We start from the raw sequence: 15,591 nt of genomic DNA on the forward strand, positions 1-15,591 counted from the left end.
TCGAGTAGGGTGAGGCGTTACCGCCTCATCCCTCTCACAGAACCGTACGTACGGACGGACCTCGTATACGGCTCCTGCATACTTAACTCAGCTTTGCGCTGAACACATATCCCGTTTTTACATGTCCAAGATTCACTAACCCTGAGCTATCAAACCATTTATTGGGCAGCGCATAGTTTGCTAACGGACTCTGTGAGTTACGCCAACTGTTCATCTTGATTGATTTAAACGGCGGCTTATACCCCATCTGCTTCAACCGTCTGTGAAGTCGCTGTGGCGTTTTCCACAGCTTCAGTTGGACGCTCCTCAACCTACGCCTTAGCCAGCTTGCTATTTTCTCGAACTCCCTATTCGCATTCGCTATCCGAAAATACTGACTGAACCCTCTTAAAATAGGATTCACCGCTTTGATCACTTCGCTTAATGGCTTACCACCATTGCGCTTTGTCATCTGTTTTAGCTTCGATTTAAACCCTGCTAGTTTCTTCGGCTCGATACGTGTGTATCGACTACCTATCTCCACTCCTAAAAACTTCACACCTTCATTGCTGTCTGCTATGTGGGTTTTACGCGAGTTTACCTCAAGCTTTAACTCGACTTCCAGTATCTTCTTCGCCTGCTTGAGTGCATTTTCTGCCCCTGCTCGGCTGCGACATAAAATCAAGATATCGTCTGCGTAGCGCACTATTCTGTGACCCCGTTTTTTCATCTCTTGATCAAACGCATCCAGATAGATATTCGCTATCAGTGGGCTTATTACACCACCTTGCGGACTCCCTACTTCTGTCGCTTGCTTGTGCCCATCTACCATCACACCACTTTTCAAAAAACTGAACGAGCAGCTTTAGCACGCTACCATCACTAACTCGCTTTTCGATGCTTGATAAGATTAGCCCGTGGTCTAATTTATCGAAACACTTTGACAAGTCCATATCCACTACATGTTTAAGCTCGTACCGACGCATAAACAATGTCGCTTTGTTGATCGCATCGTGACAACTTCGCCTTGGCCTATAGCCGTAGCTTGACGGGTGAAATTGCTCTTCAAAGATGGGGCTAAGTAGATCGTTTAGGGGTTGTTGAACGACTCTATCCCTAATAGTTGGAATACCAAGCAATCTCACGCCGCCATCCTCTTTGGGGATCTCAACCCGCCTGACTGGCTGAGCTTGATATTGCTTAGTGCTGAGTTCATGAAGAAGTTGATCGAGGTTATCACTCAGATTTGAGGCGAAGTCGCTTAGGCTCTGCCTGTCTATGCCGGCCGCGCCTTTGGCTTTCCACACTCTTCTAAATCCTTTATACAGCTTCTCTTTACTCAGAAGTTGCCCGTATAAACTGTGATAAACTCGCATATTCCTCACTGATATGTGTGCTGTATGGGGACGGATATGACTTCCTCAAAGTCGGTCTATTTCACTTTGTTGCTTAGCGTTCTAGCGCAATGGCAATCTACTAAACAGTGACAAAACTACTCCCTTGTACAGTTTCTTAAGCCAGAGCCTTACTCCTAAGGTGACCAGTTCAAAAAGACTTCGATAGCGAATCGACTTGTGTACCTCTGAAAAAAAAAACATCTGCTCATTACAGACTTAAAGCACGCTTCCTCCCTTCGCAATATTAAGCGCTTTTGGCAACTTAATACTCCACCAGACTTGATGCTGATGGTCAGCTTGATTTTATCCTCCACACCATTACTGGGCTTCACAGGCCGAGCCTTACTCACTACTACGGATTCATCTGCCACCTCACACCAACATTTCCCTTGAGTCACCTCTTGGGATAATGCCTCCAGCCCTTATCACTGGAACTGATGCCAGGCTTCCCCAGTTACTGCACTGGCTCCCTATAAGGTATTCCACCCTCAAACACATTATTAGTCTGACTAAGTATTGGGCTTCGCGCTATTTTGCACGCTCACCCACCAATAGTGCCGAAACAGGTTACGGTTAGTTGTGTACACCTCACTTCCTATGGCTTCCTTCAGACCCTGCCGTTAGCCAGCAACGCCCTTGCCATTCGGATTATCTTCCCCTTAGTCAGGGTGATACAGGTTTCTTTCAACCTGCTGGGTTTGCCAGCTTCGCTGGGCAAACAAAAAACCCTATTTTTATGATAAAAATAGGGTTTGATTAGACGAAGATATTTGTTTCAGTCTTGTTGAAAAAACACCACTGTCAATTTAACGTAGTTATTTGAATATTTCAGAAAATATTCTTGCAAAATCATAATCTTGCAATTGATCATCACCATCACCTTGAGCAAGTCCAGAATGATTAGGTGACACTTGTCCAGCCTCTCCAGGTACATCACGCGCGACAGACCAGTTAGAGATAAAACCTAAACCTTTCTCCTTAAAGAATTCTGCTGTGACTTTACCGTCATTTTTATAAAAAACTTCAGGCTCGACATCATTAACACCAATCATTGGTGTCGTGCCTAGCATAGCCCAAATAGCTGCATCCGATTTATCCACACCTGCAGATTGATAAATTTCAGAGAGTTGGCTATGCACATTGGTTACAGCATCAATACCACACTGAGCTTGAATTCCATCTAGAGGTTTATTTTCTGAATGAGGGCAAACTTCTTCCCCGCCATAATCCATTGTCATTAAATTCACCAAGTCAAGTTTAACACCTCTGGTGACTGCATCATTGATCACATAGTAACCATCTGAAGTTAAGCCACTAGGTAGTACAGGTAAGGTAAATGCTGTTTTTATATTCTTACCTTCACCACTCCATTTTGCTTGTAATTTAACCAAAGCTGCATTTCGGCGCTCTACACCTTGCATTTCCGATTCTTCATCGGCTGCGATCGAACTACGGCTTGCTTCATTTGGATACATTTCTGCTGGAATTTTAATCCATGGCAACCCCGCGGTAAACGGTGTTAGCATGAAATTATCAGCTGGAGCAGCTGCAGTCCAATAATTTGCGGCATAATAGACTTTCTCACCATTTTCAACAGTATAAACAAAATCTTGGGAGTCATAATGATCCGTTGCATCACTCCATAAAGCAGCTTGGGTTAGATCTAATGAATAAACCCAACTAGGTAAACCTGCTGTAGCTCCACCTGTATTTCCACCACCTGTATTTCCACCATTACCACCGACATGATCAGCAATTGCTCCGCCTTCTATGTCAAAATCAATAATTTTCAAATTTAAATTATTGACCGTTTCATCTAGAAGTGAACTCAATTCATCAACAGTACAAACAGCTGCTAAAGGTGTCCCTGATGCCCCACCAAATGACAGCATAACATCCCCTCCATTATCTCTAATCTGCTTAATTGTAGGATAGAGATCTCCAGGTCCTCTTGCTAAATCATAATCAGAATAATCCCCCCATGCTGCGATACACCCACCTAAAGAAGAACGCGTATCAGCGACGACAAAAGCTAAAGTAAAGTAATTAACACCGACATCATGAAGAGTGCCAGCTAGAGGAGGCAAAAACTGAGCTGTTGCATCAACATAAGGGGCATACACTTGAGCAGGCCAATCTTGCTTAGGGGTGCCAACAACATTTTTTGTATCAGCCTCTTCCCAATACAGGTGGTGCTTCCAAGGTTTAAGCTCTGCATTTAGCGGGCTTACATTCTCAACTTCAGATTGAGAGTAATATGACTTCCCATTTAAGGTTACATAGCTGTATTCAAGATAACGCACGCTCGAGTCATAAACACTAAATTGAGGAGTTGGTGATAATTCTGTCGCTTCCCATGTCGTCCCCTCAGCTGGAGTGACAGAAGCTTCAACCCAGTTGGCCGCTCGCCAAATAATATTATCGTGTAATACCATTTCACCTTTTTGGAATCCGGTATCGATGTGCGACTGTTGCACACTCTCCCATGTTGGGGTTTCTTGGTATTCTTTCCAAGGTGCTATACCCGGTGCATAAGTAAATGGCTTAATCGCCTCCACAGCTTCAAATGGACCAGTATCAGGGTGAATAACAAGATCACCAACAGCATATTCACCACTAGCAGAAAATTCAGCTAAATCATAAGGATTATTTAGATCACCTCCTTCACTCCCCCCACCAGAATTACCGCCATTACTTTGGCTACAAACATCAGTCACACCTTCAAGTTCGCTAGCAGTTGCATCACGTAATGCAACCCAAACCTCACCTGCTATCGCTGCTGTGGCTTCCGTACCTGGGCATAATCCTGCCGCTGCATCCCAAGCTTCTGTCCATATTTTCCCATTAAATATAACTTGATGGGTTTTGCCACCTTCAGCCCAATTAGGTTTGTAATCTGCAAATGTTTCATCATAAACTTCGACATCGTAGTAATTATCAGCATGTGCAGGCATCGTTAGCCCCATAAATGCCGACACAACAAACATCATTTTCGTTATTTTATTTATTTTAAATTTATTCATCATCAAACCTTATTTTTTATAAAGCAAAAAATATTCATTCACATCCAAATGACAGCGCTGTCACCTCAATTGCAATATATTGATTATATTTTATAAAATCAAAGACTAAAATGTATCAACATGCACCTGTAACAGATAATTAACTAGCAATGAAGAAACAATTAACCATTTAAATTCAATAGCTTGATCAACACCTGAATCATTGATTTTTCAATATGATTTAGCACTACAAAATACATCAAGATCAACTCAAAAACTAGCTGTAGCAAGACTTCCCAGTAGGAAAAACGAGACGGTAAAATAAAGAATTCATTATAATATTTAAATTTAAATTTAATAACCTAAAAGTATTACACAAGGCATTAAAGGCATACACAAAAAAAACAAAAGCACACCATTATTTACACGTTAAGCATAAAAAAGTAAAAGTCCCAATGAATACATCAACAATTATCCACTATTAAAAAAAGCCTATTTAAGGCATAATATCGCGCAGAAAATGGCCTGTAATGGCTTGCCGTAAACCCATAGGAATTATAGATGACGCAGATCACCCTACTTACTCCCGATGATTGGCACCTTCACTTCCGTGATGGTGATATGTTACAAGAAACAGTCCCTGCAACCGCCCGACTTTTTCAGCGCGCCATTGTGATGCCAAACCTGCTTCCCCCTGTGACCGATGCAAAACTGGCAATGGCTTATCGCGAGCGTATCTTAGCTGCACGTCCACAAGGCTCAAACTTCGAACCTTTAATGACAATATTCCTCACCAATGACACCAGTAAACAAGATATCATTGAAGCAAAAAAAGCGGGTGTGGTTGCCGCTAAACTCTACCCAGCAGGTGCCACTACCAACTCTGATGCAGCCGTTAAAGCCCTAGATGCGCTTTTCCCTGTATTTGACACCATGGCTGAGCTTGGTATGTTATTACTGGTACACGGAGAAGTCACCGAATCCCATATTGATATTTTCGACCGTGAAGCCCTGTTTATCGAACGCCATTTGTCACATATCGTCGATGCATTTCCCAGCCTTAAAATTGTGTTTGAGCATATCACGACTAAAGATGCGGCTGATTTTGTCATGTCAGCCCCCAATAATCTTGCTGCCACCATCACACCGCAACATCTATTACTGAATCGTAATGACATGTTAGTCGGTGGGATCCGCCCACATAATTTTTGTTTACCTGTCCTAAAACGCAGCACTCATCAAGATGCACTCAGAGCTGCAGTGGCAACCGGATCCAATAAATTTTTCTTAGGTACCGACTCTGCACCACATGAAAAACACCGCAAAGAGTCAGCCTGTGGTTGTGCTGGTTGTTACAGTGCTTGGAGTGCACTTGAATTATATGCACAAGTATTTGATGATTTAGGTGTCATTGAAAAACTTGAAGGTTTTGCCAGTACTCACGGTCCAGATTTTTATGGTCTACCGAGAAATACCAGTACGATAACTCTGGTAAAAGAAACCTGGACAGTACCAAGCCAGATAATCTTACCAAATGGCAACCCAATCGTGCCATTTTTCGCTGATGAAGAAGTCAATTGGAAAGTAAAGTCAAACGACTAATCGCTTAACCATAGATGGATAGCCTGCTCTTGTTAGGCTATTCATCATGCCGTAAAAACACCAATGTTTAATTAAACAAGATTCCCAATGGCCCGACAAACCAAATTATTTCCGTACTGCTAACATGTATACCCAAGTGACTTTAAAATGCGGATTCACTCAATTTAGACGCCATTGAATAATCTAGGCTGAGCAGGTAAAATCGCCCGATCTAGCAGTTCAAATTTGACCAACCAGACTTTACCGCCAAGCGTGCTTAGCGCAGTTAAGGCTAACACTATGGATAATTTTATGCATTCACCTGAACATTGCTTTACCGCTTTTACAGCCTCTGTCCAACATTTATCCTTACCCGAGCGCTTTACCTTCCCTTTCTATTATGAGCCCCACCCTCTGTGTTTAGTTGCAGTCAAAGAGCTTCAAACACACCTAGAAACCCAAAAAGAATGGCAACATAACTTTGGTCATACAGGTGATGAAGTGGCTGCTATAGGTAAAATGTTTGGTGTATTAATCGTACAAAACATTCAAGGTGAAATTGGGTATTTGTCTGCATTTTCAGGAAAACTTGCCGATAACAATTTACTGCCACATTTCGTCCCTCCCGTATTTGATATGCTCGCTGAAGATAGTTTTTTCCTCGCTGAGCAAGTCAATATTAACCAGCTAAATGAACTGATTAATACACTAGAATTAAACCCAGACATAACAAAAAAAAGAGCAGACTTATCTGCCGAAACTCACAACGGTCACTTACAAATTGAGGCTCAAAGACAAACGATTATCGCAGGACGAAAAACGCGGAAGGCACTCAGGGAAACAGCAAAAACAACACTGAGTCACGCTGATTTTTTAGCACTAGAGTCAACACTTGCCAAAGAAAGTGTGCGTGATAAAAATCAGTTAAAAGCACTTAACCTGTATTGGAATAACAGGATACATATTGCAAAGCAGCAATTGCATCTGTTAATCGATAACATTGAGCAAGTTAAAAAAAGGCGTAAAAATGCCTCCGCCAAGCTACAGAAAAAGCTATTTGAGCATTATCAGTTCTTAAATATCAGAGGTGAGCGCAGAGACTTAGGCAGTATTTTTCAAGACACTGTACACCAAACACCGCCCGCAGGCTCTGGTGAGTGCGCCGCCCCAAAACTGTTACATTACGCCTTCAAATGGGGCATGAAACCACTGGCTTTAACTGAGTTTTGGTGGGGAATTGCTCCAAAATCTGAAATCCGCCAGCATAAGAATTTTTATGCTGCTTGTCAGGGAAAATGCAAACCCATTTTGAGTCATATGCTTGATGGCATGACACTGGATGAAAACCCATTACTTGCCAATCCTGCAATAAGTAAAACCATCGACATCATCTACCAAGATAATGAAATGGCCGTCATCAATAAACCCGCTGAATTTCTCTCTGTTCCGGGAAAAAACATTCAGGATTCTGTGTATCTGCGCATGAAGCAACGCTTTCCAGAAGCCAGCGGGCCACTCATCGTTCATCGACTCGACATGTCTACCTCAGGCTTAATGGTGATAGCCTTAACTAAAGAAGCAAATAAAAGCTTACAGGCACAATTTATTGCCCGAACAGTCCATAAACGTTATGTCGCCCTGTTAACAGGGCGACTTGAACAAGATGAGGGCATAGTCAGCTTACCTATGCGCGGTAACTTTCATGATAGACCAAGACAACTTGTCTGCCTTGAACACGGTAAACCTGCCGAAACCAAATGGCAGGTAATCGCCCGAGAAAATGGCCAAACTAAGGTCTATTTATATCCAAAAACAGGAAGAACTCACCAACTTAGGGTCCATAGCGCTCATACCCAAGGGCTCAATATGCCCATCGTTGGCGACGATCTTTATGGTAAAAAAGCCGACAGATTGCACTTACATGCGGAACTTTTAGAACTCAATCACCCAAGAACTAAAGCACGCATGAGTTTCCGCGTCAGCGCTGAGTTTTAATCAACCTAAATTGCATATCCTGAGTTTAGGTTAGTCAATAAAAAACCAAAAACTCATCGATAAACTGTTAAAAAAAACAATCTGTTATTCTGATTACACCCAAGTTTGAGTAGAGCGATATTCAAGCTTGCGCAGAGCTCACCTCATCAACAAGGTAGAGAATGGATTGGTAGGGAATACCACTGTGATGCGATAAGCCTATCTCACAGGTTTGGCTATTACTAAACCCCCGCTTACAATTGGCAGGTACTTGATCCCTCAACGGCTTAAGTGCTGCCGTGTTAAGTTCAGGGGTGGTAAACCCTTTATCTCCCGCCCAGCCACAACATTGAATATGTTCAGGAACAATGACATTTGAGGTACAGATTTTAGCCAAATCCAGCATCGCATTTTCTAACCCCATTCGACGTGAGCTACAGGTAATATGTAAAATAACCGTCTCATCTGTCGAGCAAATATTCAGTTTTTTAAGCAAATATTTATTCACAAACCCAACAGGCTCTAATACTTCTATTGATTGAGTAAACTGTTCGATACTCCTTTTAGCACAAGGACTCGTATCCATTAACACTGGCCATTTTCCTTGCTCACTCGCTTGCCATAATAAGGATTCTAATTGCTTCGATTTCTGCTCAGCGATGACTAACATTCCTTTACTGTCATAGGGCATGCCACAACATTGCTCATTTAACCCTTGAGGAATGATCATTTCGACCCCCGCTTTTTCCAGTAACGATTGGGTCACTTGTGTCAAAGAACGTGCATCACTGCTGCCCATCGGCGGTCCCATCGTGCGACTCGCACACGAGGCCATATAGACCACTTTTAGCTGATTGTGTTCATGATGAGTATGAGATCTGTGCGCAATAGCCAATGACGCTAGATGATGTTGATTCGCTCTTGGATATTCAGGCATCCAAACTGGTGTAACACCTTTAGTGATGTGGTGTAACCCATTCACCAGTTTTCCCACAGCGCCATCACCCAATAATTTCTTTGCTAGCTCATTGCCTTTTAAGCCTAATTTCACCACCTTAGTTGTATGTTCGAAATGATCTGCTGTCCAACGGGCAATAGGGGTAAATCGCTGATATTTAACTCTGCGTAGCTTTTTGACTAAATCCCCTGTATTAATCCCCACCGGACAACGATCGGCACATAGCCCCGTCGCCGCACACGTATCTAGCCCTTGATATTCAAAAACGTGTTCTAATTCTTTCACCCCTTGAGTCTCTCCAGCAGCCTCTCGGCGCTGTAACTCACGATAAAGCACGATGCGCTGACGAGGCGACAGGCTCAATGTGCGAGAGGGACAGGCTGGCTCACAAAAGCCACATTCGATACATTTGTCCACCAGCGCATCTGCTTTTGGCAGCAACTTAAGGTTCTTAATATGACATTGTTTGTCATCATTAATGATAACGCCTGGATTAAGCACGCCTTTAGGGTCAAATAGGCGCTTAATCTCTAGCATTAAACGGTAACCATCTTTGCCCCATTCAAGCTCCACATAGGGAGCGACATTACGTCCGGTACCGTGCTCGGCTTTCATTGACCCTTGATATTTAACCGCGACTAATTCAGCCACTGCATCCATAAAGTCACCGTAGCGCTTGACCTCTGCCGTGGTGTCAAAACCTTGTGTAAAAACGAAATGAAGGTTTCCTTCTAATGCATGACCAAAAATAATTGCCTCATGATAATGAAACTGAATAAATAATTGTTGTAAATCACGTACACCTGCTGCGAGATGCTCTACAGGAAAAACCACATCTTCAATGATCACTGTGGTGCCGACTTCACGCACGGCCCCCACCGCAGGAAACATTCCTTTTCGCATTGCCCAAAGTGTCGTAACAGTGTCAGTTTGAGAAGTAAACTCGATAGATTCAATCACTGAAAAATGTGTCAAAGTTGCCTTAACTTGATCACATTGTGCCAGTAATTGAACCTCATTATTCGCCCGTGACTCAATCAATAATGCGCAAGCTTCTACGTTCAATCTCTTAATAAAAGCTGGCATACCCGCTTTGTCGGCAATGGATGCCATCGCACGGCCATCCATCATCTCCACAGCTGCAACCGGATCTGATGCTAAAGCCGTCACCGCTCTGCTTGCTTCCTCGATATTGTTAAATACAATAAGCGTCGATGCCTTATGAGCATGCTCTATCACTGTGTTGTAGGTGATCTCGGCAATAAACCCAAGCGTTCCCTCTGAGCCAATCATCAAATGTTTAAGGACATCGATGGGATCGCAATAATCCACCAGTGCATTCAAGGCGTAGCCTGTGGTATTTTTTAATCGATATTTATGACGGATCCTAGCTTGTAAAACAGGGTTATCTTTTACCTTTTGACACAGTATGTTAATCCCATCAATCAGTTTTTTTTGTTTGATGTTAAATGCATTTACACTTATCTCGTCAGCAGTGTTAAGCACAGTCCCGTCAGCAAGAACTAACGTCATGTTATCCAATGTTCGGTAAGTATTTTGCGCCGTACCACAACACATACCACTCGAATTATTAGCAGCGATACCGCCAATCTTACAAGTATTAATCGATGCAGGATCCGGCCCAATTTTTCGACCAAATCTTGCTAGGTATTTATTCGCATCGCTTCCTATGACACCAGGTTGCAAGGTTATTTTATGACCGTTATCTAAGATCTGATGCCCGCGCCAATCATCAGTCAAGGTGATCAGCACAGAATCTGACACCGCTTGGCCCGATAGACTGGTCCCCGCAGCGCGAAAAGTATAAGGAATATGGTATTGACCACAGGTTTTAATCGTATAAATCACTTCATCGAGCGTTTTGAGACGCACCACTATTTGGGGCGTTAAACGATAGAAACTCGCATCGGTTCCATAAGCTAACCTTTTCGCTTCTTCAGTCACAATTCGCTCTGGCGTAATACGTTCAGCCAGAATATTGGCCAACTCTTGATAGGTCACTTGCATTACATATCCTCAATTAAAATAACAACCAACTGACGTGGACCATGAGCCCCATAAGCTAACGTCTGTTGAATATCGGCCGTTTTTGAAGGGCCAGATATTAAGACTATATTGGTCGGCATTTGCTGCTGCCAGGCCTTTTCTGCCATCAACTCAGCGAAGTTACTGACGATAGCAGAACGTTTGATTAACGCGATATGACAAGGTGGAATAAGTGATAGAGTTCTGGGCTCTGCCCTGTCAGGCCAGAGCACTAAGGTTCCCGTATCAGCGATGCCTGCAAGGCTATGAGTTATTCCAGCATCGATATCATTGAACAAGGTTGATTTTATCTCATCAACATCGGTATCAAACACGAGTACATTGATATCACGCGTACCTTCGAGTATTTGGGGATAAAATTCCCCCTTGCGGCAAGCATAAGAGACGTTATCACAAGCAGTATGATCACAAGCACTGCCTAATATGACGTGCTTACACTGCTGGTTAATAAGCACTTTTTCTATCGTGTCTGCTATCGCTAATGAGCTGATGCAGATAACTTCAGCATGATTTGCCGATAAACCTGCCATAAATCGTTGCTGTTGCAATTGCTTATCATTGTCTTGCCACACGGGATAACGCAGATTTTCTTTTGCCATCGCTTGAGGCTTGGCATCGCGAAGTCGAGATAACATTGCACTTTTAGCTAATATACTCGGGTCCGTTGCACTCATGGCTTATCACTCTTTTTTTTGTGACGTATTTTAATCAACTGATGCAAAGTTTTATCGGCAGGTTTGGGCGATGTTCGGCATTGCGTCCATGGGCCAATATGATTAGGCATAAACGCGTTAAGTTTACTTAGCGACCAAGTAGCTGAATGATAAATTTTAGGGCTTGTCGCCGCTAAAACAAAGCCTTTCATCACCCAAGACTCTAGGGTACTGGCGCCAGAGGCTTGACCCTTCAACGGCATAATATCTGCTTTAGGAGGATTTTTAGCGTGGGTACGTAGTCGCTGCAACATCTCAGGAATAGGAATACGTACTGGGCATACTTCACCACAAGCGCCACACAAGCTAGACGCTGTCACCAAATCTTTGGTTTTCTCTAATCCCATTATATGTGGCGAGATAATTTGCCCAATAGGGCCAGGATAGACAGTCCCATAAGCATGCCCACCGACACGAGTATAAACAGGACAATGATTCATACACGCTCCACAACGTATACATTGCAAGGTTTTACGCATTTCTTCATCTTGATAAGCCTGACTACGGCCATTATCTAATAAGACAAGATGCACCTCTAAGGGGCCATCTAGCTCGCCATTTTTGCGTGGAGAACTGATCATATTAAAGTAGGTGGTCACTGCTTGTCCTGTAGCTGAGCGAGTTAATACATTGAATAATGGGGGGACATCAGCCAAAAACTCAACCACTTTCTCTATCCCAGTAATGGCGATATGCACCTTAGGTACTGTGGTACACATGCGACCATTGCCTTCATTCTCTACCAGACAAAGAGTACCGGTTTCGGCAACGGCAAAATTAACCCCTGATAAGCCAATATCAGCATCATGAAATTTTTGTCTAAGATGGGAGCGTCCAGTTTGAATTAGCTCATCCACATCCACAGTCGGTTCAAAGTCATCTAAATGCAGCGCAAAGGTATCGCTCACCTCCTGCTTATTTTTATGAATAGCTGGCATGATAATATGGGAAGGTTTATCACCATCAAGCTGAACAATATACTCCCCCATATCACTCTCAAGACATTCAATTCCCAGCTTGGCCATCTCATGATTGAGCTCAATTTCTTCACTCACCATAGACTTACCTTTCACAATACTTTTTGCGTTATGCCTCTGAGCAATGCTGGCAATAATATCATTGGCTTCTTTATCATTTTCCGCCCAGTGCACCTCAATACCGTTTCGAGTACAGTTTGCCTCTAGTTGCTCAAGTAGCTGTGGGAGTTTACTCAAACAACGTTGACGGATAGCTGCAGATAGATCGCGTAGTTGCGCTTCTTCTACCGGATCAAAAAAAGCACTTTTTCGTTTGTCTTGCAGATAATCCATCGCGCCGCGAAAGTTTTGTCGCAGCTGCGGATCGCCAAGTGCAGACCGAGCTTGAGCATGAAAGTGCTCAGGACCCGCTGATGAATGACTCATTTTACTTGCCTCCTATGCGTTCAAGTAAAAAGCTAGCAAGATGACGCCCTTTCATCGACTGTCCCTGATACTCTAAGGCACCATTAATGTTTAATAAACAGCCCCAATCTGCACTGACTAACGCCACCGATTTAGTCTCTAACAAATGATGCGTCTTATCCTCCACCATGGCCTGACTGATAGCAGGATGACGTACGGCGAAAGTACCGCCGAAACCGCAGCACTCGCTCTCGTAAGCGTGCTCTTGAAGCGCAACATTGCATAATTGATTGAGTAACTGAGTCGCCGTCACATGGACATTCATTTCACGGCGTGCTGCACATGAAGTGTGCATCACCACAGAGGTGAGATCTCCCTTATCTTCGAGCTTAATACGACACACATTGACTAAAAACTCGGTCAACTCAAAGACACGATCGCAAAATTGCTCTACGTGTGATTGAATATTATCGCCTTGAAACATACGTCTATAATGGTGATGCATCATGCCACCGCAAGATCCCGATAATACAATCACAGGCCAAGGCTCTGTAAAGAGTGCCATTTGACTTGCTGCAACACGTTTCGCTTCATTCGTATAACCAGAGCTATAAGCAGGCTGGCCACAACAGGTTTGTTTTTCAATAAAAATAACCTTCAGACCTTGTAGCTCAAGTAAGTGGATGGCATCAAGCCCTGCCTCGGGATCAAACATATCTACAAGGCAGGTGCCATAGCAGTACACCGTATGAGGTTTGGCCGGATAAATGCGCATAGAATACTCACTCCTTAGCGGACTTGTTGGCTAACCATTAATGCATCGGTAATATGGAAACCATAGATCATTATCAACCCAATAATGCCAGTGAGCACAAGGTAATAGAAAGTGGGAATGACCGTTTTACGTAAAGTGGCCCCTTCTCGGCCTAACAAGCCTACCGTGGCTGAAGCTGCCACAATATTGTGGATAGCAATCATGTTTCCTGCGGCGGCCCCCTACCGCCTGTAATGACACCATGGCTGCACTCGACACAGCGAGAGTATGAGCAACCTCAAACTGAAATTGACTGAACATCATGTTAGATATCGTATTCGAACCTGCAATAAATGCTCCCAGAGCGCCAACTCCGGCACTAATTCCAGGAAAAAAATCACCCATTAAACCTGAAACGAAATTAGCGGTTGCTACTGGCATACTGGCTAAATCTCCGGCGTTAACACCTGAGTTGATGAAAATCCGTACCATGGGAATGGTAAACATCAGTACAAAGCCTGCACCTAATAAGGTTTTTCCCGACTCACCAAACGCACTGGTCATTGGCCTTACGCTGCCAGATTGCAGTAGCGCGGCCAATAAGGCCACAAGCATCAAAATACCACCAGGCAGATAAAGTGGCTGAATAGCCGCACTTAATCCGGCCTCCCCAAGAATATTATCAAAAGATAAACTCACCCCTTTCAATAAAGTTTTTAACTCTGAACTCACACGACTAGCAACCAAAAGGCATGCCAACAGGACATAAGGAGTCCATGCTAACATCAGGCTCATCGGCTTACTATTTTCTGTAAACTCCATCTTTAATGAACCTAACCACTCTCGTGGCCAATTAGCTTCATCTTCAAAATCCCATGTTTTTTTGGGAACAAATAAGCCTTTCTTCGCTGCAGACACCACAATAAACAAACTCACTAAACCACCAATGAGAGAAGGAAATTCAGCCCCTAGGAACATGCCAGTTAATGCATAGGGTATGGTGAAGGACAAACCTGCAAATAGCGCAAAGGGCAAAATATCTAATCCTTCGGTCCAGCTTTTTTTCTGTCCAAAAAATCGAGTCAACATCATGGCCATCAACACAGGAATAAAGGTGCCAACTGCAGCGTGAATGAAAGCTACATTGGTCGTGATTTCTTGTAGATAAACATCCCAGTTTTCACCACCAGCGACGAGTACTTCAGTAATATTCTGACTATCAAGCCCTTTATTTACACCAACAATAATCGGAGTTCCAATCGCACCAAATGAGACGGGTGTAGATTGAATCATCATCCCCATCAATACCGCCGCCATAGCAGGAAAACCGATCGCCACTAAAAGAGGTGCAGCGATAGCCGCAGGCGTACCAAATCCTGATGCCCCTTCAATAAACGAGCCAAAGCACCAAGCAATAATAATGGCTTGAACACGTCTATCCGCTGAGATACCTGTAAATCCATTTCGTATCGAACTTATCGCCCCAGTATGTTTCAAGGTGTTGAGTAAAAAAATAGCGCCGAAGATGATCCATAACACTGAAAACGTAATGGCTATACCTTGCAATGACGAAGCCAAAATACGGTTCACTGACATGTCCCAGCCAAATAGCGCGATAATAACTGTCGTTATAAAAGCAACGGGCATGGCTCGTTTTGCCGGCCAATTAAAGACGAGGAGAAGTACTCCTGCTAACACAATAGGGCTAAACGCAATTAATGCGAGTAGAGTTTGATTCATACTAATCTATCCTTTCATCTAACTATTGACCTAAGGAGCTATAC

Annotated in this window: 12 protein-coding genes; 3 read left to right on the plus strand and 9 right to left on the minus strand. The window is 43.4% G+C overall.

Going from position 1 to position 15,591, the window contains the following annotated elements; genetic code table 11:
* Window positions 1-82 precede the first annotated feature (82 nt).
* Both HQQ94_RS22735 and HQQ94_RS22740 read right to left on the minus strand, forming a co-directional pair.
* On the minus strand, window positions 83-811 hold the full coding sequence (locus tag HQQ94_RS22735) for a reverse transcriptase domain-containing protein (protein ID WP_254304107.1): 729 nt from the start codon (window positions 809-811) through the stop codon (window positions 83-85).
* Window positions 717-1,355 carry a reverse transcriptase domain-containing protein gene (locus tag HQQ94_RS22740; RefSeq protein WP_254304108.1) on the minus strand — a complete coding sequence of 213 codons (639 nt, stop codon included), beginning with the start codon at window positions 1,353-1,355 and terminating at the stop codon, window positions 717-719. Before HQQ94_RS22740 ends, HQQ94_RS22735 begins: the two co-directional genes overlap by 95 nt.
* 598 nt (window positions 1,356-1,953) lie before the next feature.
* On the opposite strand from HQQ94_RS22740, the gene HQQ94_RS19610 reads away from it, so the two are divergent.
* Window positions 1,954-2,136, plus strand: coding sequence for a hypothetical protein (locus HQQ94_RS19610; protein WP_173296003.1), 183 nt, complete (start codon window positions 1,954-1,956; stop codon window positions 2,134-2,136).
* A gap of 55 nt (window positions 2,137-2,191) precedes the next feature.
* Here the strand turns inward: HQQ94_RS19610 and HQQ94_RS19615 are convergent, their stop codons facing one another.
* The gene (locus HQQ94_RS19615; RefSeq protein ID WP_173296004.1) at window positions 2,192-4,399 is read right to left on the minus strand and encodes a hypothetical protein; all 2,208 of its coding nucleotides are present in this window, start codon (window positions 4,397-4,399) and stop codon (window positions 2,192-2,194) included.
* A 540-nt stretch (window positions 4,400-4,939) separates the two neighbouring features.
* Here HQQ94_RS19615 and pyrC point away from each other — a divergent pair.
* Window positions 4,940-5,980, plus strand: a complete 1,041-nt coding sequence (gene pyrC / locus HQQ94_RS19620) for a dihydroorotase (RefSeq protein ID WP_173296005.1) — start codon at window positions 4,940-4,942, stop codon at window positions 5,978-5,980.
* A 291-nt stretch (window positions 5,981-6,271) separates the two neighbouring features.
* Window positions 6,272-7,954 carry an RluA family pseudouridine synthase gene (locus HQQ94_RS19625; RefSeq protein ID WP_173296733.1) on the plus strand — a complete coding sequence of 561 codons (1,683 nt, stop codon included), beginning with the start codon at window positions 6,272-6,274 and terminating at the stop codon, window positions 7,952-7,954.
* Between the two features lie 121 nt (window positions 7,955-8,075).
* Here HQQ94_RS19625 and HQQ94_RS19630 read toward each other — a convergent pair whose 3' ends face one another.
* The 6 genes from HQQ94_RS19630 to HQQ94_RS19650 are packed head-to-tail and all read right to left on the minus strand — an operon-like array spanning window position 8,076 to window position 15,547.
* Window positions 8,076-10,919, minus strand: a complete 2,844-nt coding sequence (locus tag HQQ94_RS19630; protein ID WP_173296006.1) for an FAD-binding and (Fe-S)-binding domain-containing protein — start codon at window positions 10,917-10,919, stop codon at window positions 8,076-8,078.
* Window positions 10,919-11,632: a lactate utilization protein C gene (locus HQQ94_RS19635; protein ID WP_217274074.1), complete on the minus strand. Its 714-nt coding sequence runs from the start codon at window positions 11,630-11,632 to the stop codon at window positions 10,919-10,921. The genes HQQ94_RS19630 and HQQ94_RS19635 overlap by 1 nt, the downstream gene beginning before the upstream one ends.
* A complete protein-coding gene (locus HQQ94_RS19640) occupies window positions 11,629-13,074 on the minus strand; it encodes a LutB/LldF family L-lactate oxidation iron-sulfur protein (protein ID WP_173296007.1) in 1,446 nt (481 codons plus the stop codon). Before HQQ94_RS19640 ends, HQQ94_RS19635 begins: the two co-directional genes overlap by 4 nt.
* Window position 13,075: 1 nt before the next feature.
* Entirely contained in the window at window positions 13,076-13,828 is a 753-nt protein-coding gene (locus HQQ94_RS19645; RefSeq protein ID WP_173296008.1) for a (Fe-S)-binding protein, read from the minus strand.
* Between the two features lie 14 nt (window positions 13,829-13,842).
* Window positions 13,843-14,031 carry an L-lactate permease gene (locus tag HQQ94_RS22745; protein ID WP_254304110.1) on the minus strand — a complete coding sequence of 63 codons (189 nt, stop codon included), beginning with the start codon at window positions 14,029-14,031 and terminating at the stop codon, window positions 13,843-13,845.
* Window positions 13,955-15,547 carry an L-lactate permease gene (locus tag HQQ94_RS19650; protein WP_254304111.1) on the minus strand — a complete coding sequence of 531 codons (1,593 nt, stop codon included), beginning with the start codon at window positions 15,545-15,547 and terminating at the stop codon, window positions 13,955-13,957. Before HQQ94_RS19650 ends, HQQ94_RS22745 begins: the two co-directional genes overlap by 77 nt.
* Window positions 15,548-15,591 lie beyond the last annotated feature (44 nt).

Source organism: Shewanella sp. VB17, from assembly GCF_013248905.1.
Taxonomy (GTDB): Bacteria; Pseudomonadota; Gammaproteobacteria; order Enterobacterales; family Shewanellaceae; genus Shewanella.